At 59.0% G+C, this 18,762-nt stretch carries 15 protein-coding genes; 8 read left to right on the top strand and 7 right to left on the bottom strand.

The features are described from left to right. Positions 1–142: 142 nt before the first annotated feature. The 4 genes from fhuA to fhuB are packed head-to-tail and all read left to right on the top strand — an operon-like array spanning position 143 to position 6,049. Positions 143–2,347 (top strand): ferrichrome porin FhuA, encoded by a 2,205-nt coding sequence (gene fhuA / locus HFD92_RS13925; protein WP_167429123.1) that lies wholly within the window; start codon positions 143–145, stop codon positions 2,345–2,347. A 39-nt stretch (positions 2,348–2,386) separates the two neighbouring features. Beyond that, positions 2,387–3,181, top strand: coding sequence for a Fe3+-hydroxamate ABC transporter ATP-binding protein FhuC (gene fhuC, locus HFD92_RS13920; protein ID WP_111208505.1), 795 nt, complete (start codon positions 2,387–2,389; stop codon positions 3,179–3,181). A 10-nt stretch (positions 3,182–3,191) separates the two neighbouring features. Further along, positions 3,192–4,070, top strand: coding sequence for a Fe(3+)-hydroxamate ABC transporter substrate-binding protein FhuD (gene fhuD / locus HFD92_RS13915; RefSeq protein WP_009092023.1), 879 nt, complete (start codon positions 3,192–3,194; stop codon positions 4,068–4,070). Continuing rightward, positions 4,070–6,049, top strand: coding sequence for a Fe(3+)-hydroxamate ABC transporter permease FhuB (gene fhuB / locus HFD92_RS13910; protein ID WP_167429168.1), 1,980 nt, complete (start codon positions 4,070–4,072; stop codon positions 6,047–6,049). The genes fhuD and fhuB overlap by 1 nt, the downstream gene beginning before the upstream one ends. Before the next feature lie 252 nt (positions 6,050–6,301). Here fhuB and hemL read toward each other — a convergent pair whose 3' ends face one another. After that, positions 6,302–7,582, bottom strand: a complete 1,281-nt coding sequence (gene hemL, locus HFD92_RS13905; protein ID WP_167429122.1) for a glutamate-1-semialdehyde 2,1-aminomutase — start codon at positions 7,580–7,582, stop codon at positions 6,302–6,304. Between the two features lie 203 nt (positions 7,583–7,785). Here hemL and erpA point away from each other — a divergent pair, with 203 nt between their 5' ends. Continuing rightward, positions 7,786–8,133: an iron-sulfur cluster insertion protein ErpA gene (gene erpA / locus HFD92_RS13900; RefSeq protein ID WP_009092018.1), complete on the top strand. Its 348-nt coding sequence runs from the start codon at positions 7,786–7,788 to the stop codon at positions 8,131–8,133. Between the two features lie 30 nt (positions 8,134–8,163). On the opposite strand, the gene HFD92_RS13895 is transcribed toward erpA, so the two are convergent. From HFD92_RS13895 to mtnN, 3 genes are all read right to left on the bottom strand, one after another. Further along, positions 8,164–8,415, bottom strand: coding sequence for a hypothetical protein (locus HFD92_RS13895; RefSeq protein ID WP_167429121.1), 252 nt, complete (start codon positions 8,413–8,415; stop codon positions 8,164–8,166). Between the two features lie 121 nt (positions 8,416–8,536). Further along, positions 8,537–9,331 carry a vitamin B12 ABC transporter substrate-binding protein BtuF gene (gene btuF, locus HFD92_RS13890; protein WP_167429120.1) on the bottom strand — a complete coding sequence of 265 codons (795 nt, stop codon included), beginning with the start codon at positions 9,329–9,331 and terminating at the stop codon, positions 8,537–8,539. After that, positions 9,324–10,022: a 5'-methylthioadenosine/S-adenosylhomocysteine nucleosidase gene (gene mtnN, locus HFD92_RS13885; RefSeq protein WP_046101257.1), complete on the bottom strand. Its 699-nt coding sequence runs from the start codon at positions 10,020–10,022 to the stop codon at positions 9,324–9,326. The genes btuF and mtnN overlap by 8 nt, the downstream gene beginning before the upstream one ends. Before the next feature lie 92 nt (positions 10,023–10,114). Here mtnN and dgt point away from each other — a divergent pair, with 92 nt between their 5' ends. From dgt to HFD92_RS13870, 3 genes are all read left to right on the top strand, one after another. Continuing rightward, positions 10,115–11,605 carry a dGTPase gene (gene dgt, locus HFD92_RS13880; protein ID WP_009092011.1) on the top strand — a complete coding sequence of 497 codons (1,491 nt, stop codon included), beginning with the start codon at positions 10,115–10,117 and terminating at the stop codon, positions 11,603–11,605. A 134-nt stretch (positions 11,606–11,739) separates the two neighbouring features. Further along, positions 11,740–13,173, top strand: coding sequence for a serine endoprotease DegP (degP, locus tag HFD92_RS13875; RefSeq protein WP_111208502.1), 1,434 nt, complete (start codon positions 11,740–11,742; stop codon positions 13,171–13,173). A 184-nt stretch (positions 13,174–13,357) separates the two neighbouring features. Continuing rightward, positions 13,358–14,515 (top strand): CdaR family transcriptional regulator, encoded by a 1,158-nt coding sequence (locus HFD92_RS13870; RefSeq protein WP_167429119.1) that lies wholly within the window; start codon positions 13,358–13,360, stop codon positions 14,513–14,515. A gap of 60 nt (positions 14,516–14,575) precedes the next feature. Here the strand turns inward: HFD92_RS13870 and HFD92_RS13865 are convergent, their stop codons facing one another. From HFD92_RS13865 to glnD, 3 genes are all read right to left on the bottom strand, one after another. Then, positions 14,576–14,968 carry a DUF3461 family protein gene (locus tag HFD92_RS13865; RefSeq protein WP_009092005.1) on the bottom strand — a complete coding sequence of 131 codons (393 nt, stop codon included), beginning with the start codon at positions 14,966–14,968 and terminating at the stop codon, positions 14,576–14,578. Positions 14,969–15,191: 223 nt separating this feature from the next. Then, the gene (gene dapD / locus HFD92_RS13860; RefSeq protein ID WP_167429118.1) at positions 15,192–16,016 is read right to left on the bottom strand and encodes a 2,3,4,5-tetrahydropyridine-2,6-dicarboxylate N-succinyltransferase; all 825 of its coding nucleotides are present in this window, start codon (positions 16,014–16,016) and stop codon (positions 15,192–15,194) included. Between the two features lie 81 nt (positions 16,017–16,097). Further along, a complete protein-coding gene (gene glnD, locus HFD92_RS13855; protein ID WP_167429117.1) occupies positions 16,098–18,752 on the bottom strand; it encodes a bifunctional uridylyltransferase/uridylyl-removing protein GlnD in 2,655 nt (884 codons plus the stop codon). Positions 18,753–18,762 lie beyond the last annotated feature (10 nt).

Raw genomic sequence — 18,762 nt, 5'->3', positions numbered from 1 at the left:
ACTCTTCAATCGCCCCGCAAACGGCGTCAACGCTGGGATTTGTTCTTGCAGTGCCCGCTGCAGTTCGCATATTATCTAATCCGTTATAATAATCATTATCGTTTCGATTCGCTCGCCTGAGCCTATTTTAAGAGACACTTTTATGAATGCGCGAACGCGTTTTGCCGACAACACCAAAAAAACATTTTCCCGACCGCTTCTGGGCGTCATGATCTCGCTCAGCCTGAGCACCTCGCTGTATGCCGCGCAGACGGAGACGATGGTCGTCTCGGCAGAAGGCGGCAGTGGGGTCGAAGCCGAAAGCCCCTGGGGCCCGGCGCCGACGATCGCCGCGAAGCGCAGCGCTACCGGCACCAAAACCGATACCCCAATCGAAAAAAATCCGCAGTCCGTCTCCGTGGTGACCCGCGAAGAGATGGAGATGCGCAACGTGACCAGCGTCAAAGGGGCGTTTAACTACACGCCTGGCGTGCTGACCGGCAACCGGGGCAGCTCAGACGTGATCGATGCGTTGTCGATCCGCGGCTTCAGCGAAACCAACACCAACCAGTATCTGGATGGCCTGAAACTGCAGGGGGATAGCTTCTCCGAGTTTGCCCTCGACCCTTACTTCCTGGAGCGCGCCGAACTGCTGCGCGGTCCGGTTTCGGTGCTCTACGGCAAAAGCAATCCCGGCGGCGTAGTCGCGCTGGTGAGTAAGCGCCCGACGCAGGAGACCCTGCGTGAAGTCCAGTTCCAGATGGGTAACGATAACCTCTTCTCAACCGGCTTTGATTTCGGCGGCGCGCTGGATGATGACGGTGTATACAGCTATCGACTGACCGGGCAGGCGCGCAGTCAGGATGCGCAGCAGGCGATGAACAAAGAGAAGCGCTACACCATCGCGCCCGCATTCAGCTGGCGTCCCGATGAGCGGACCCGCATTGACCTGCTGACCTATTTCCAGAACGAGCCGGAAACCGGCTATTACGGCTGGCTGCCGCGGCAGGGCACGATCGTGCCGATCACCCGCGCGGATGGCCGTGAATATAAGCTGCCGACCAACTTCGATGAAGGCGAGCAAAGCAACAAGATCTCCCGCACCACCAAAATGGTGGGCTACAGCGCCGAGCACAGCGTCGACGACACCTGGACGCTGCGTCAGAACCTGCGCTACGCCGATCTGCGTACCGACTACCGCAGTATTTATGGCAATGGCCTTATCCCGGGGACGCAGATAATTTCCCGTGGCTCTGCGCTTTCCCATGAGAAGCTGAACCAGTTCGCGGTGGATAACCAGGCGCAGGCAAAATTTGCTACCGGGCGGGTGGATCATACGCTGTTGCTGGGCGTGGACTTCCAGCGTACCCGCAACGATATCGACGCACAGTATGGTGCTGCATCCAGCCTGGATGCCGTCAATCCGCAGTATGGCAATGACAGTGTGATATCCTACGGCCCTTATCAGCACCTTAATAAGCAGCGTCAGACTGGCCTTTATACGCAGGATCAAATGGAGTGGAACCGCTGGGTGCTGACGCTGGGTGGCCGCTACGACTACGCCATGACCTCGGTTTACGATCGGGTGAAGAATAGCGTTGATCGCCAGAACGACCAGGCCTTCACCTGGCGGGGCGGTCTGAACTATGTGTTTGATAACGGTATCGCGCCTTACTTCAGCTACAGCGAAGCCTTTATTCCGAATGCGGGTGGGACCTATGACGGTCAGGCTTTTGATCCGTCACGTGCGAAGCAGTATGAAGCGGGCGTGAAGTATGTGCCGAAAGATCGTCCGGTAGTGCTCACCGCCGCGCTGTATCAGCTGACCAAAACTAAAAACCTGACCGCCGATCCGGACACGAAAAATCATCCCAATGCCAGCGTACAGAGCGGTGAGATCCGTTCGCGCGGCGTTGAGCTGGAAGCCAAAGCGGCGCTGAATGCCAACGTCAACCTGACCGCCTCTTATACCTACACCGATGCGGAATATACCGAAGACACCCTGCTGAAAGGCAAAACGCCGGTGCAGGTGCCGAAGCATATGGCCTCACTCTGGAGCGACTACACCTTCCACGAAACCGCGCTGTCAGGTGTGACGCTCGGCGCTGGGGTACGGTATGTGGGCGAAAGTCAGGGGCTTTACAGCAGCGGCGCTGAGCAGAACCAGAACTTTAAGGTTGCCGGTTACACCACGGTGGATGCGGCGCTGAAATATGATCTGGGCCGTTTCGGATTGCCAGGCTCGTCGGTGGGCGTTAACGTCAACAACCTGTTCAACCGCGAGTATGTCGCCAGTTGCTACCGTGAATACGCCTGCTACTGGGGTGCAGAGCGCCAGATTGTCGGTACCGCCACCTTCAGATTCTGATTTAACCGGGCGCTGCGGCGCCCGTTCACAGGGATTATCATGCCGTATCCGCACGCAGAAGAGGCCACCTTTACGCTGGATAACGCCAGCTTTGAGGTCCCGGGCCGAACCCTCCTCCAGCCACTTTCACTGACTTTTCCACCAGGCAAAATGACTGCGCTGATTGGTCACAACGGTTCAGGTAAGTCGACGCTGTTGAAAATGCTGGGTCGTCATCATGGTGCCAGCCACGGCGAGGTTCGTCTGAATCAGCAGCCGGTCGGGCGCTGGAACAGTAAAGCCTTCGCCCGTCAGGTCGCCTATCTGCCGCAGCAGCTACCGGCAGCCGAAGGCATGACGGTTCGTGAGCTGGTGGCGATTGGCCGCTATCCCTGGCACGGCGCGCTGGGCCGCTTTGGTCAGGAAGATCGCGACCGGGTGGAGGATGCGATTACGCAGGTGGGGCTTAAACCCTTTGCCGGTCGGCTGGTGGACAGCCTGTCGGGCGGTGAACGCCAGCGCGCCTGGCTGGCCATGATGGTGGCGCAGAACAGCCGCTGCCTGCTGCTCGATGAACCCACCTCGGCGCTGGATATTGCTCATCAGGTTGAGGTGCTGGCGCTGATCAAAAATCTCAGTGAGCAGCGCGGCTTGACCGTGATTGCGGTGCTGCATGATATCAATATGGCAGCACGCTATTGCGATCATCTGGTGGCGCTGCGTCAGGGAACAATGATTGCCGAAGGTGACGCAGAGGCCATTATGCAGGCTGAGGTGCTGGGTGCGATTTATGGCATCCCGATGGGGATTTTACCGCACCCGCAGGGTGGCGCACCGGTCAGTTTTGTCTGTTAAGGAAAGGATGATGCCCGATCTTTCTCGCCGCCGCCTGATGCTGGCACTGGCGGCCTCGCCACTCTTTTGTGCGCTTCCCCTGCGTGCCGCGACGCCGAACCTTAGCCGGATTATCGCGCTGGAGTGGTTACCCACCGAATTGCTGATGGCGCTGGGTATCACACCTTACGGCGTGGCCGATCTGCATAACTACAACATCTGGGTCGGGGAGCCGCCGCTGCCGGCGGGCGTAACGGATGTCGGTCTGCGCACGGAACCCAATCTTGAGCTGATGGTACAGATGCAGCCGTCGCTGATCCTCTGCTCCAACGGCTACGGCCCTTCGAAAGAAAAACTGATGCGCATCGCGCCGATCATGGGCTTTGACCTGCAAAGCGGCGACGGCAAACCCCTGACCGCCGCCCGGGCATCGCTGCGCCAGCTGGCTGCACGGCTTGGGGTCAGCGAGCGGGCGGAGCAGCATCTGCGCGAGGTCGACGCTCAGCTGGCGGCAGCGCGGCAGCGTCTGGCACCCTATGCCGGACGCACCCTCCTGCTGATGTCGCTGCTCGACAGCCGTCATGCCATTACCTTCGGCAAAAACAGTCTGTTTCTGGAAGTGATGACGCTGCTGGGCCTGAAAAATGGCTGGCAGGGCGAAACCAACTTCTGGGGCAGTGCGGTGGTTGGCATCGAACAGCTGGCGCAGGCCGGGGATGTGCAGGCAATCTGCTTCGATCACGACAACGATGCCGATATGGCACAGCTGATGCGCAGTCCGCTGTGGCAGTCGCTGCCGTTTGTACGCGCCGGACGTTTTCAGCGCGTTCCGGCGGTCTGGTATTACGGTGCGACGCTCTCCGCGCTGCACTTTGTTCGCGTGCTGGAACGCGCGCTGGAGACGCAATGATGCGCCATGCCCTGTTTCCTCTCCTGCTGCTTAGCCTGTTGTTTCTGCTGGCGCTCAGCCTGACGCTGGTCAATCTGCAACAGGCCCTGCCGCCCGCCGACTGGATGCAGGCGCTCTGGTCACCGGCTGTCGATAACCTGTCGCAGATGGTGTTTCACTACAGCCTGCTGCCGCGCACCGTACTGGCGCTGCTGCTCGGTGCCGGACTGGGGCTGGCCGGTCTGCTGTTTCAGCAGATCCTGCGCAATCCGCTGGCGGAGCCGACCACGCTGGGCGTCTCGTCCGGGGCGCAGCTTGGGATCACCGTAGCGACGCTCTGGCATCTGCCCGGCGGCGCGCTGACCCAGCAGTTTGCCGCGCTCAGCGGCGCGGTGCTGGTGGGGGCGCTGGTGCTGGGTGTGGCCTGGGGCAAGCGTCTGTCGCCGGTCACGCTGATTCTGGCCGGCCTGGTGCTGAGTCTCTACAGCGGCTCGGTCAATCAAATCTTCGCTATCTTCAATCACGATCAGCTGCAGAACATGTTTCTGTGGAGCACCGGCGCACTGAATCAGATGAGCTGGGACAATGTGCAGCAACTCTGGCCGCGCCTGCTGCTGGCCTTTGTGCTGGCCCTGGCGCTGCTGCGTCCGCTGACGCTGATGGGGCTGGATGATAGTGTGGCGAAGAATCTGGGCCTGGCGCTCTCTGTGGCGCGCATTGGCGGCCTTGCGCTGGCCATCCTGCTCAGCGCCCAGCTGGTGAATGTGGCCGGGGTCATCGGTTTTATCGGGCTGTTCGCTCCTCTGCTGGCGAAGCTGCTGGGGGGACGACGGCTAATCACCCGGATGGTGCTGGCCCCCCTGACGGGCGCGCTGCTGCTCTGGCTGGCGGACAGCGGCGTGCTGTGGCTCAGCACGCACTGGCGTGATATTCCGACCGGTACAGCCACCGCGCTGCTGGGCGTGCCCCTCCTGCTGTGGCTGCTGCCGCGTCTGCGAACCGGCTCCGTGCCGCCCGCCCTGAATCAGGGTGACAACGTGCCCGCCGAGCGGCAGAACCTGCTGCGCTGGGCGCTGATCGGCATCGCCGTGCTGGCTCTGCTGGCCTGGGTAGGCCTGGCCGGGGGACGGGATGCGCAGGGCTGGAGCTGGTCAGCGGGTGAGATGCTGCATTCACTGCTGCCGTGGCGTGCGCCGCGGGTGCTGGCTGCGCTGGTGACCGGCCTGATGCTGGGCGTGGCGGGCAGCCTGATCCAGCGGCTGACCGGCAACCCGATGGCCAGCCCGGAAGTGCTGGGCATCAGTTCCGGTGCCGCCTGTGGTGTGGTCGTTATGATGTTTCTCGTGCCGGGGGATGCACTGGCGTGGCTGCTGCCTGCCGGTGCGCTGGGGGCGGCGCTGACGCTGCTGGTGATTATGCTGGTCGCCAGCCGGGGGGGATTCTCGCCGGAGCGGATGCTGCTGGCAGGTATGGCGCTGAACAGCGCCTTTGTCACGCTGCTGATGCTGCTGCTGGCCAGTGGCGATCCGCGCATGGGCGACCTGCTGAGCTGGATCTCCGGCTCGACCTATAACATCAGCGGCCGTCAGGCGATGCAGAGCGCGCTCTGCGCGCTGGTGCTGGTCGCGCTGGCGCCGCTCGCCAGCCGCTGGCTGACCCTGCTGCCGCTCGGCAGTGTCACCGCGCGCTCGGCCGGCATCGCATTAACACCGGTGCGGCTGAGTCTGCTGCTGCTGGCGGCCGCGCTGACCGCCAGCGCGACGCTGACTATCGGTCCGCTGAGCTTTGTCGGGCTGATGGCTCCGCATATGGCGCGGATGCTGGGCTTCCGGCGGGCTCTGCCGCAGATGGTGCTGTCAGGATTGCTGGGAGCGGGGTTAATGGTGCTGGCGGACTGGTGCGGGCGGATGCTGGCCTTTCCGGATCAGATCCCAGCCGGGCTGATGGCGACGTTTTTAGGCGCACCTTACTTTATCTGGCTGTTGCGGCGCTCAGTTTAATAAGACCGGCGCACACATCCAGAATAAGGTGATTCTGGCAGTCATCGATTAGCCTGACGCGCAGAGAGCAGGGTCAGAGGAGGAAAGCGTCCCGCGCCAGGGAAGGCGCGGGCCGAGCGGCCAGGGATTGGCTTAAGCGACTTTCCGATCTGACCCTGTTTTCTGGGCAGGCTCGATCTTATCGCTAACCCGGACAGACGTTATTAACAAAAGACCGGCAGAGGCCGGTCTTTGTCATTAACGCTGCCGAAATCACAGCTTCGCGAAACAACGACGCGCGGCATCGATGGTGTGCTGAATATCCACTTCGCTGTGTGCCAGCGACATAAAGCCCGCTTCATAAGCCGATGGAGCAAAGTAAACGCCTTCCTCCAGCATCAGGTGGAAGAAGGTTTTAAAGCGCTCCACATCGCAACGGGTCACGTCCGCGTAACAGGTCACGCTGTCAGCGTCGGTGAAGAAGAGGCCGAACATGCCGCCAACGTGGTTCACCACCAGCGGGATATTCTGCTCTTTCGCCGCGTCACGCAGACCTTCAGCCAGCTGACGGGTCAGCGCATCCAGTTTCTCATGGGTGCCCGGCTGTGCAAGCTGAGTCAGACAGGCGTAGCCCGCCGCCATCGCGATCGGGTTACCGGAGAGCGTACCCGCCTGATAAACCGGACCGGTCGGGGCCAGCGCCGCCATCACTTCGCGACGGCCACCGAATGCGCCCACCGGCATACCGCCACCGATGATTTTACCCAGGCAGGTAAGATCGGGACGGACATTGTAGTGAGCCTGCGCGCCGCCCAGCGCAACGCGGAAACCGGTCATCACTTCGTCAATAATCAGCAGCGCACCAAACTCGTCGCACAGGGCGCGCAGGCCCGGCAGAAACTCAGGCTGTGGCGGAATGCAGTTCATGTTGCCCGCGACCGGCTCAACGATAATGGCGGCAATCGCCTCAGGGTATTGCTCAAACGCGCTGCGCACCGAGTCGAGGTCGTTAAAGGTGCAGGTCAGGGTATGTTTGGCGAAATCGGCCGGGACACCCGGCGAGTTTGGCTGACCGAGGGTCAGGGCACCGGAACCCGCTTTCACCAGCAGATGATCGGCGTGGCCGTGATAGCAGCCTTCAAACTTGATGATTTTGTCGCGGCCGGTAAAGCCACGCGCCAGACGAATCGCGCTCATGGTCGCTTCGGTGCCGGAGTTCACCATCCGCACCATCTCCATGCTCGGCACCAGATCGCACACCAGCTGCGCCATGGTCACTTCCATGCCGGTCGGTGCGCCAAAGCTCAGGCCACGCCCGGCCGCTTCGATCACCGCATCGCGGATCGCCGCGTTATTGTGACCCAGTACCATCGGGCCCCATGAGCCGACATAATCGATGTAGGCTTTGCCATCGGCGTCATAGAGACAGGCCCCGTCAGCGTGATCAATAAACAGCGGAACGCCGCCCACACCGGTAAATGCGCGTACTGGCGAGTTTACGCCACCCGGGATCAGGCGTTGTGCCTCGGCAAACAGTTGTTCGGACTTACTCATTTTCGGCTCCAGCGGTTCAGAAAAATAGGGTGCCATTCTACGGAAGAGGGGCAGCCGGCGAAAGGTGGTTTCACCCGCAGCGCCCCTTACAGAGGGGAAAGCGGCACAGAGTGCGAAGGGCAGAGCTTGATTGCGCTGAGGTGCTGACTGATAATAGCGTAATTAAGGTCGTTTTCTGACCTGGACGTTTAGCGGAGTAAAACATGAGTGATGAAGTAGTAGCACTGCCGTTGCAGTTTACCGATGCCGCAGCCAACAAGGTCAAGAACCTCATTGCCGATGAAGAGAACCCGGCGCTGAAACTGCGTGTCTATATTACCGGTGGCGGTTGCAGCGGTTTCCAGTATGGCTTCACCTTTGATGACCAGCTGAACGATGGCGACATGACGATTGAAAAACAGGGCGTCTCGCTGGTGGTTGACCCGATGAGCCTGCAGTATCTGGTGGGTGGATCGGTGGATTACACCGAAGGGCTGGAAGGATCGCGCTTCATCGTGACCAACCCGAATGCGAAAACCACCTGTGGCTGTGGCTCCTCTTTCAGTATCTGATGATGCAGGCCGTCAATCTGACGGCCTCGTTTACCACTCTACCGTTACCAGACTGATTCCCTGCTTCTGACTTCCCTCTGTCCGGCTCTGGCTCTCTGTAATGCGCGGCTGCGCACTGGCCTGTCTGCCACAGTCAACCTGCGGTGCGGGCTGACCACGTGCCGTGTTAATTTCACAGCGTGAATAGATGACAAGCCTGGCGCCTATAGAGCCAGTGATCGATCCCGCACAGGCAGATCCGGCGATCGTCAGCCCTATGGCCAGCAGCAGTGCTCTGGTCATATGAAGTTCCTGGTGTTTAAAAGGCGCCGGGGCGCTAAAAGGAGGGCGAGCATACGTGGCTCGCCCGTCTCTGTTATTGATTAACGGCAAAAAGTGCGGCGGCTTTAATCAATTCGCTGATTTATCGATCGGGATGCAGGGCCGCACAGAGTTGCTGCGCCGCCAGCAGCAGTCGCGGGCCAGGGCGGCTAAGCCAGTCCTCGTTGATGGCGATCACCGGCACCCTGAGCTGCGGCTGCCAGAATGTCCGGATATTCTCCGCCTGCTGCGCATCGCCGCCCGTTACTATCGCCTCAGGATGGCGCATCAGAACCTGCTCGCGGCTCACCTGCGGCCAGCTGACGCGGCTGTCAGCAAAGATATTCCTGCCCCCGCAGAGGGTAACCATCTCATTCTGCATCGTTTCTCTGGCGGCGGTGAACAGCGGCTGCTGGCCAAACTGCAAAAAAAGCGGAACCGCAGCCAGGTGAGTATAGCGCTGGCGCAGCGCCGCCGCCTGCTGATGTAACTGCCGGGCCGCGCGGGCCGCCTGCTCCGGCCTGGGGCTCCAGTGACCCAGATCGGCCAGCGCCGCGATCATCTCATCCAGCGTCCGCGGATCGATCCACTTAACCGGTACACCGAGCTGCTGTAACTGGGCGATCTGCCGCTGCGGATTGCCGCCCCGCCAGGCCAGAACCAGATCGGGTTTAAGCTGCAGGATCCGTTCTGTTCTGATGCCCTGCCAGTCGGCAACCTGTTCAATCTGTTTTGCCTGTGGCGGATAGTCGGACCAGGCGCTGACCGCAATCGGGGTGATCCCGGCGGCAAAGGCGAGTTCGGTGAGATGGGGAGCAAGGGTAATAACGCGAGGTGGGGAAGCCAGCAGGCTGCCGCTCAACAGCAGCAGCCAGCAGAAGAGCAGGGTTTTAGCCACGCGCCAGATGCGCCAGCAGGTTCTCCACCATCAGTGAAGATTGCTTTGCTGCCACGCTGAGGAACTCATCAAAACTGAGGTGCGACGCTTTGTCGGCCACGTCAGAGATGGCACGCACCACCACAAATGGCACCTGGAACTGATGGCAGACGTGACCGATGGCGGTCGCTTCCATCTCAACCGCAATCGCCTGCGGGAACTGACTGCGAATGCGCGCCAGCGGTTCGGCGCCGTTGATAAAGGCATCTCCGCTGACCACCAGGCCGCGCACAGCATTCAGATCAAGCTGTTTAATGCAGGCTTCCGCTGCGGCGATGAGGGTGCTGTCTGCCACGAACGCGGCCGGACACCCCGCCATCTGACCCGGCTCGTAGCCAAAGGCCGTGACGTCCGCATCGTGATAACGCACTTCTTCAGAGACCACGATATCGCCCACGCTGAGCGACGGCGCTAATCCACCCGCAGAGCCGGTGTTGATCACGACGTCAGGCTTGCAGAGTTGCAGCAGCAGCGTGGTACCCAGCGCGGCAGAGGTTTTACCAATGCCCGATTTCAGCAGTGCCACCTCAACGCCCTGCAGGGTGCCGGTATAAATTTCACAACCCGCCAGCGACAGCGTTTGACGGTTTTCAATTTTGTCGCGCAGCAGTGTGACTTCCTGCTCCATCGCGCCAATAATGCCTGCTTTCATAGTGAGTCCCGCTAATGTAAAAAATGAAAAATTAGGGCATAGTTTAGCATGGCATTCAGGGGATTAATTCACGAAAAAATAAGGGGTAATCCATGTCGGCGATCAATTTCAGGAAGAAGATCAGCTTCTCGCGCCCTTATACCAGTCGAAAAGATCCGGAAGGCGAATATTACATTACCCGCCATTTTGAGAGCGACCGCGGGCGGATTATCAACTCCGCCGCTATCCGTCGCCTGCAGCAGAAAACCCAGGTGTTCCCGCTGGAGCGCAACGCCGCCGTCCGCTCCCGCTTGACGCACTCGCTGGAGGTTCAGCAGACCGGCCGCTACATCACCAAAGAGATCCTGCAGACGCTGAAGATGCAGGGCGGGCTGGCGCAGTATGGTCTGGATGAGTTAGAGGGAGCGTTTGAAAGCCTGATAGAGATGGCGTGTCTGCTGCACGACGTCGGCAATCCGCCGTTTGGCCACTTTGGCGAGGCGGCGATCAACGACTGGTTTGAAGAAAATCTGCCTGCCGAACTGGTTGATCCGCTGGTGGCCGGTGTGGAAGGGGAGGCGCAGCGTCAGGCTTTTGATCAGCTCAACGCCACCATCCGCCAGGATCTCTGCCATTTTGAAGGCAACGCCCAGGCCATTCGCATGGTGCATACGCTGCTGCAACTCAATCTCAGCTATTCTCAGGTTGCCTGCATCCTGAAATATACAGCCCCCGCCTGGTGGCAGGGTGAAAAACCCGCCGAATTTAGCGTATTGATGAAGAAACCGGGTTTTTATCTCTCTGAACAGGATTATATTACCGAGCTGCGTGCTGCCACTAATATGAAAGAGCACCACCGCTTTCCGCTCACCTATATAATGGAAGCCGCGGATGATATCTCCTATTGTATTGCCGATTTGGACGACGCTGTAGAAAAAGATATCTTCAATGTTGAGAGTTTGTATGAATTTCTCAATAAAGCTTGGGGGCCGGTTAAAAATAATGACGCTTTCAGCCGGACGATTGGCGAAGCCTGGCGTGAAGCCTGTAATAAAAAACGCCGCAGCCGCAGCGATCAATTTTTTATGTCATTACGCGTAAATGTTCAGAGTGTATTGGTCAGCTATGCGGTCAAGCGTTTTGTTGATAATCTGCCTGCCATATTCGACGGCAGTTTCAACCATGCGCTGCTGGAAGATGAGGGTGAAGAGGGGCGTTTGCTGCAGCTGTTTAAGACCGTCGCCCGTCAGCAGGTCTTTAACCATTCTGAAGTGGAACAGCTGGAACTGCAGGGTTATCGGGTCATCAGGGGCCTGCTGGAGATCTATCAGCCGCTGATGCGCCTCAACTACGAAGCCTTTACCACGCTGATAAATGAAGATTTCCTGCGTCAGCATCCCATCGAAACCCGGCTTTTTCATAAGCTCTCCGGTAAACACCGCAAAGCGTATTTACATAAGATGCGTAACCTGGTGGTGGAGCATAAATATCAGCGGCTGTTGTGGGAGCGTTATTATCGCTTCCGCCTTATTCAGGATTATATCAGCGGCATGACCGATCTCTATGCCTGGGATGAGTACCGGCGGCTGATGGCCGTAGAATAAGCCGCCAATTGTAAAGAGCGCGAATAAATTTTTACTTTTGCCTGAAACTTTTTAAGGAACTTCGCGCTAAAACATTTATCTCACCTTTCGACCACAGCAATGGTCTGAACAGTAATCTTACAGAGAAATGAAAAATGAAAAAAAAGACCTTAGTATTAAGTGCGCTGGCGTTAAGCCTGAGCATGGCGCTCGCCCCTGTTACTGTTTCTGCTGCGCAAACGGCCTCTTCAGATAGCCAGCAACTGCCAAGTCTGGCTCCAATGCTGGAGAAGGTCATGCCGTCTGTGGTCAGTATCAGCGTCGAGGGCACCACCACGGTTAAAACTCCCCGCATGCCACAACAGTTTCAGCAATTCTTTGGCGACAATTCGCCTTTCTGCCAGGACGGCTCTCCGTTCCAGGGCTCACCAATGTGCCAGGACGGTGGTAACGGCGGAGCGCCAGGCCCGGATACCCAGCAGGAGAAATTCCGCGCGCTGGGATCGGGCGTCATCATTAACGCCGAAAAAGGCTATGTGGTCACCAACAACCATGTAGTGAACAACGCCACCAAAATTCAGGTGCAGCTGAGCGATGGCCGTCGCTATGACGCCAAAGTCATTGGCAAAGATCCGAGCTCCGATATTGCGCTGGTACAGCTGCAGGACGCTAAAAACCTGACCGCGGTGAAGATCGCCGACTCTGACAGCCTGCGGGTAGGTGACTACACCGTGGCCATCGGTAACCCTTACGGACTGGGCGAAACCGTGACGTCAGGTATCGTCTCTGCGCTGGGACGCAGCGGCCTGAACGTGGAAAATTATGAGAACTTTATTCAGACCGATGCGGCGATCAACCGGGGTAACTCCGGCGGCGCGCTGGTTAACCTCAACGGTGAGCTGATCGGAATTAACACCGCGATTCTGGCACCGGATGGCGGCAACATCGGTATCGGCTTTGCTATCCCCAGCAACATGGTGAAAAACCTGACGGCGCAGATGGTGGAGTTTGGTCAGGTGAAACGGGGTGAGCTGGGCGTGCAGGGGACAGAGCTGAACTCCGAGCTGGCTAAAGCGATGAAGGTGGACGCGCAGCGCGGTGCCTTTGTCAGCCAGGTGCTGCCGGGCTCGGCTGCTGCGAAAGCGGGTATCAAAGCCGGTGACGTAATCGTCTCCATGAACGGTAAACCGCTGAGCAGCTTTGCTTCGCTGCGTGCGGAAGTGGGCTCACTGCCGGTAGGCACCACCCTGAAGCTGGGCCTGCTGCGTGACGGCAAGCCGCTCGACGTCTCTGTCCAGCTGCAGCAGAGCAGCCAGGCGAAAGTTCAGTCGGCAACCATCTATACCGGCATTGAAGGTGCCGACCTCAGCAATATCGAAACGGGCACCAAAGGTGTGCGGGTGGATAACGTCAAACCGGGCAGTGCCGCGGCGCGTATCGGCCTGAAGAAGGGCGACGTGATTCAGGGCGTTAACCAGCAGGTGGTGACCAACCTGGGCGAGCTGCGTAAAGTCCTCGACACCAAACCGTCGGTTCTGGCGCTGAACGTGAAGCGTGGTGACAATACGCTCTATCTGCTGATGCAGTAAGCGACGCGTAATAACCTCTCAGGCGGACTGCGGTCCGCCTTTTTTATGCCCGCTCTCTGCCGTGGCAGAGTGTGATAGTGACCGCAAATCCGGGAAATCAGCGCCCGCCTCTGTGCAATTGCACAATGCTCCGCACGCGACGCCTGCGTATTCTGTTGCTCCCCCATTTTTTCAGGAGTAATGGATGGCTGCCTATCACCTTGATGCCCGGCTGGCGCAGGATATCGTGGCGCGCACCATGAGAATTATCGACAGCAATGTCAACGTGATGGACGCGCGGGGCCGCATCATTGGCAGCGGCGACCCTGAACGCGTTGGCGAGTTGCACGAAGGCGCACTGCTGGTGCTCTCTCAGGGACGCGTGGTGGACATTGATGACGCCGTGGCTAAACATCTGCACGGCGTGCGGCCAGGCATTAACCTGCCGCTGCGCCTGGATGGCAATATAGCGGGCGTGATTGGCCTGACCGGCGAACCGCTGGCGCTGCGGCACTATGGTGAGCTGGTCTGTATGGCGGCAGAGATGATGCTGGAGCAGGCGCGGCTGCTGCACATGCTGGCCCAGGATAGCCGTCTGCGTGAAGAGCTGGTGCTGAATCTGATCCGCAGTGACACGCTGTCGCCGCAGCTGACCGAGTGGGCGCAGCGGCTCGGTATCGACCTCAATCAGCCTCGCGTTGCCGCTGTCATCGAGGTGGACAGCGGCCAGCTCGGTGTGGACAGCGCCATGTCAGAGTTGCAGCAACTGCAGACACTGCTGACCACGCCGGAGCGCGATAATCTGATCGCCATTGTTTCGCTGACCGAAATGGTGGTGCTGAAACCCGCCCTGAATGCACATGGACGCCACGATCAGGAGGATCATCGCCGCCGCATCGAGCAGTTGCTGCAGCGGATGAAAGAGCGTGGGCATCTGCGGATGCGTATTGCACTCGGCAATGTTTTTACCGGGCCCGGCAGCATTGCGCGCTCCTACCGCACCGCCCGCACCACCATGATGGTCGGCAAGCAGCGGATGCCGGGATTACGCAGCTACTTCTATCAGGATCTGGTGCTGCCGGTGCTGCTCGACAGCCTGCGAGGCGGCTGGCAGGCGAATGAGCTGGCGCGGCCACTGGCAAAGCTCAAAAGCATGGATAACAACGGCCTGCTGCGTCGTACGCTGATGGCCTGGTTCACCCACAACGTGCAGCCGGGCGCCACTGCGCGCGCGCTGTTTATCCATCGCAACACGCTGGAGTACCGGCTGAACCGGATTTCTGAACTGACCGGGCTTAACCTGGGGCAGTTTGATGACAGGCTGCTGCTCTATGTGGCGCTGCAGCTGGATGAGCAGGGATAACACGCAAACAGCGGGCATAAAAAAGGCCAGCAGTGCTGGCCTTTCCGGTCGGGCAGGGAATTAACGACCGTTACGGGTTAATTTTTCCAGGTCCGATTCAATCTCACTGATTTTGTGAGAAACCACGCTTTCCAGATGACGCAGGTCATCCAGAATTTTGCGTTTCAGATCCACTTCAACCTGGTCACGCTGGCAAATCTGGTCCAGTTCGTCGATGACATAACGCAGATTCGGACTGATCTCCTGAACTTCTTTATAGCCCTGGGTCGCGTGATCGGCCACGACGGTTTTGCGCTGACGCGGATATTTGAATTTGACGCTTTTCGCGAAAAATTCACCTTTATCTTTGCGGAAGTAGATTTTAAGAATGTCGTTATTCGCTTCCTGACGCAGGCTGTAGCGATCGATGTCGTCCGGATTACTGATTCCTAAGCTTTTCAGATTGTCATACATGGCGTTTTTTCCATAAAAGTGAGAAGCGCGCAGTCTTGTTCATGACGTCAGACAACTGTAGACATAAATCAGCGGGATGAACATTGCGCGACAGGATTTAACTGGCGCGGATTATGACCTGGATGAAATCTAAACGCACCCGTTCCTTCGCGGCGCGAATCAGGTTGATTTGGAATGGCTGTAAAGAAAAGATGACGGGCTGGTTTCCAGCCCGTCACTGACATCAGTCGATGGTGCGCAGCAGTTCGTTGATACCGGTTTTGCTCAGGGTTTTCGCGTCAACTTTCTTCACGATCACCGCACAGTAGAGGCTGTAGCTGCCATCTTTAGACGGCAGGTTACCGGAAACGACGACCGAACCGGCAGGAACGCGGCCGTAATGGACTTCGCCGGTTTCGCGGTCATAAATTTTGGTGCTCTGACCGATATAGACGCCCATTGAGATCACGGAGCCTTCTTCAACAATCACGCCTTCAACGATTTCAGAGCGTGCGCCAATGAAGCAGTTGTCTTCGATAATGGTCGGGTTTGCCTGCAGCGGTTCCAGCACGCCACCGATTCCCACGCCACCTGAGAGGTGAACGTTTTTGCCGATCTGCGCACAGGAGCCGACGGTCGCCCAGGTATCCACCATGGTGCCTTCATCCACGAAAGCGCCGATGTTGACATAAGAGGGCATCAGCACCGTGTTACGGGCAATGAACGCGCCCTTACGCACTGCTGCAGGCGGCACCACGCGGAAACCGGCGGCTTTAAAACGCGCCTCATCCCAGCCAGCAAACTTCATCGGCACTTTGTCGTAAAAACGGGTTTCTGCCCCTTCCATGACCTGATTGTCATTGATGCGGAAAGAGAGCAGCACTGCTTTTTTCAGCCACTGATGCGTTACCCACTCGCCATCGATCTTTTCAGAAACGCGCAGTTCGCCGCTGTCCAGCAGGGCGATCACCTGGTTGATGGCATCACGGGTTTCGCTGTCAACGCTGACGGGGGTGATGTCCGCGCGACGTTCAAAGGCGGATTCGATAACGCTCTGTAACTGTTGCATATTTTTTTCCTGATCGGTCATGTGCAATGCCGGGCACTCTCCCGGCACAAATAAAAATAGAGGATGATAAATCGTGTCTGGTCACACTTTATCGTTTGGATTAAGGGCCTCTGTCAACCGTTGTTGCAATGCTTTGCGCATTTCTTCGTCCAGCGCCTGCCGCTCACTGTTGGCCAGAATAAAGAGATCTTCGACCCGTTCGCCGATGGTGCTGATGCGCGCGCCGTGCAGTGAAACGCCGAGATCGGCAAAGACTTCACCAACCCGGGCCAGCAGACCCGGCTGGTCCAGCGCCACCAGTTCCAGGTAGCTGCGCCGGTCGGTGTGGGTCGGCAGGAAGTTGACCTCGGTGTCCACACTGAAGTGCCGGAGTTTGGCTGACGGTCGGCGGGTGCGCGGCGGCACCCACTGCGACTGGGTTATCGCCTGCTCCAGCGCCTGAATAATCATCGGATGGCGATCCGGGGAGAGCGGACTGCCATCGGGTTCCAGCACAATAAAGGTATCCATGGCCATACCGTCGCGGCTGGTGAAGATCTGGGCGTCATGGACGCTGAGATTGCGGCGGTCCAGTTCACCGGCGACAGCGGCAAACAGGTGGGGGCGATCGGGGCTCCAGATAAAAATCTCCGTTCCGCCGCGCGTGGCCTGCGGGCTGACCAGCACCAGCGGCTTCTTCAGGTCATGCACCAGCAGATGGCGGGCATGCCAGGCGATCTGATTTGGCGTATGGCGCAGGAAGTAGTCAGCGCGGCAGCGGTTCCAGATCTGATGCAGGCGCTCCTCATCTATATTGTCCATCCGCAGCAGCGCCAGCGCCTGCAGACGATGATGGCGCACCCGCTCGCGCAGATCCGGACTGTTCTCCATGCCACGACGCAGCTGCTTCTCCGTGGCGAAAAAGAGTTCGCGCAGCAGGCTCTGCTTCCAGCTGTTCCAGAGGCTCTCGTTGGTGGCGCAGATATCGGCCACCGTCAGGCAGACCAGATAGCGCAGCCGGTTTTCGTTCTGCATCACCTCCGCGAACTGCTGGATGACCGTCGGATCCTGAATATCGCGCCGCTGAGCCGTGACCGACATCAGCAGATGATGGCGCACCAGCCAGGCCACCAGTTGAGTTTCCCGCGAGTTGAGGCCGTGCATTTCCGCGAAGTCGAGCGCGTCCTGTGCGCCGAGAATCGAGTGGTCACCGCCGCGCCCCTTGGCGATGTCATGCAGCAGCGCGGCCATCAGCAGCAGCTCCTGCTGAGGCAGGCGCGGCCACAGCTCGACGCACAGCGGATGCTGCGGACGGGTAGACTCGCTGGCGAAGCTCTCCAGCTTCTGCAGGACGCGAATGGTGTGCTCATCCACGGTGTAGGCGTGGAACAGATCAAACTGCATCTGGCCGACAATATGGCCCCACAACGGCGTATAGGCCCACAGCACGCTGTGGCGATGCATCGGCACCAGCGCCCGGCTGACCGCGCCAGGGTGGCGCAGAATCGACATAAACGTGCGGCGCGCCTCCGGGATCTGACACAGCGGCTGTTTCAGATGGCGGCGGGCATGGCGCAGGTGACGCAGGGTAGTGGAGTAGATGCCTTTGATGTTCTCGTTGCGCACCATGACGTAGAACATGCGCAGGATCGCCTGCGGCTCACGGGTGAACAGCGTTTCATCACGCAGGTCGATCAGGTCGCCACGCAACTGAAAGTCGTCATCGACAGGTCTGGGCTTCTCATTGGTGGAGAGCGCCAGAATCGCCTCATCAAACAGCTGTAACAGCATCTGGTTCAGTTCACCGATGCGTCGCGTACCCCGGTAGAAATCCTTCATCATCCGCTCGACCGGCTCGTTGCCTTCGCCCTGATAGTTCAGGCGCTGCGCCACGCTGAGCTGGCGATCAAACAGCAGGCGGTTATCGTAGCGGGGCAGGGAGAGGTGCAGCGCAAAGCGGATGCGCCAGAGAAACGCCTGGCATTCGTTGAGTTCGCTGCGTTCTGCCTCAGTGAGAAAGCCAAAGCCGACCATCTCATCCAGCGTGGTGGCACCGAAATGGCGCCGGGCGACCCATTGCAGCGTATGAATGTCACGCAGGCCGCCGGGGCTGCTTTTGATATCCGGCTCAAGGTTGTAGCTGGTGCCGTGATAACGTTTGTGGCGCTCCTGCTGCTCCTCAATTTTGGCGGCAAAAAAGCGGGATGAGGGCCAGAAGCCGTCACTAAAGACGTTCTTCTGCAACTCCAGGAACAGCGCCACGTCGCCGGTCAGCATGCGTGACTCAATCAGATTGGTGGCGACGGTGAGGTCAGATAACCCCTCCAGCAGACACTCCTCCAGCGTGCGCACGCTGTGGCCCACTTCCAGCCGGAGATCCCACATCAGGGTCAGCAGTTCGCTGGTGCGCTGCGCCGCCTGCTCATCCAGCGGCTGACGGCTGAGGATCAGCACATCGATGTCAGAGAGCGGGTGGAGTTCGGCCCGCCCATAGCCGCCCACGGCCACCAGCGCGATGGCGGGCATCGCATCGAAGCCAAAGAAGCGCCACAGGCGGCGCAGCAGCCGATCGATAAACAGCGTGCGGGCATCAATCAGCTCTTCCACGGCTTCACCGGCGTCGAACGCTGCAGCCAGATGCTGCTGGAACTGCTCCAGCCGCGGCTTCAGCAGCTCGCGCGTCAGCTGATCGTCACCCCATTCGGCCGGTGAATCGACCAGACCGTTTTTTACCTCTTCCGACAGGCTCACGCTCATGCTGCTCTTC

Source organism: Pantoea sp. EKM101V (assembly GCF_011800325.1).
Lineage (GTDB): Bacteria > Pseudomonadota > Gammaproteobacteria > Enterobacterales > Enterobacteriaceae > Pantoea > Pantoea anthophila.
The sequence above is the reverse complement of the archived record's forward strand: the minus strand, read 5'-3'. Positions and strand labels throughout refer to the sequence as shown.

What these genes read in the sequence shown, in the direction of transcription:
- fhuA (WP_167429123.1), top strand. Translation starts at nt 143, where the DNA reads ATGAATGCGCGAACGCGTTTTGCCGACAACACCAAAAAAACATTTTCC.
- fhuC (WP_111208505.1), top strand. Translation starts at nt 2,387, where the DNA reads ATGCCGTATCCGCACGCAGAAGAGGCCACCTTTACGCTGGATAACGCC.
- fhuD (WP_009092023.1), top strand. Translation starts at nt 3,192, where the DNA reads ATGCCCGATCTTTCTCGCCGCCGCCTGATGCTGGCACTGGCGGCCTCG.
- fhuB (WP_167429168.1), top strand. Translation starts at nt 4,070, where the DNA reads ATGCGCCATGCCCTGTTTCCTCTCCTGCTGCTTAGCCTGTTGTTTCTG.
- hemL (WP_167429122.1), bottom strand. Translation starts at nt 7,582, where the DNA reads ATGAGTAAGTCCGAACAACTGTTTGCCGAGGCACAACGCCTGATCCCG.
- erpA (WP_009092018.1), top strand. Translation starts at nt 7,786, where the DNA reads ATGAGTGATGAAGTAGTAGCACTGCCGTTGCAGTTTACCGATGCCGCA.
- HFD92_RS13895 (WP_167429121.1), bottom strand. Translation starts at nt 8,415, where the DNA reads ATGACCAGAGCACTGCTGCTGGCCATAGGGCTGACGATCGCCGGATCT.
- mtnN (WP_046101257.1), bottom strand. Translation starts at nt 10,022, where the DNA reads ATGAAAGCAGGCATTATTGGCGCGATGGAGCAGGAAGTCACACTGCTG.
- dgt (WP_009092011.1), top strand. Translation starts at nt 10,115, where the DNA reads ATGTCGGCGATCAATTTCAGGAAGAAGATCAGCTTCTCGCGCCCTTAT.
- degP (WP_111208502.1), top strand. Translation starts at nt 11,740, where the DNA reads ATGAAAAAAAAGACCTTAGTATTAAGTGCGCTGGCGTTAAGCCTGAGC.
- HFD92_RS13870 (WP_167429119.1), top strand. Translation starts at nt 13,358, where the DNA reads ATGGCTGCCTATCACCTTGATGCCCGGCTGGCGCAGGATATCGTGGCG.
- HFD92_RS13865 (WP_009092005.1), bottom strand. Translation starts at nt 14,968, where the DNA reads ATGTATGACAATCTGAAAAGCTTAGGAATCAGTAATCCGGACGACATC.
- dapD (WP_167429118.1), bottom strand. Translation starts at nt 16,016, where the DNA reads ATGCAACAGTTACAGAGCGTTATCGAATCCGCCTTTGAACGTCGCGCG.
- glnD (WP_167429117.1), bottom strand. Translation starts at nt 18,752, where the DNA reads ATGAGCGTGAGCCTGTCGGAAGAGGTAAAAAACGGTCTGGTCGATTCA.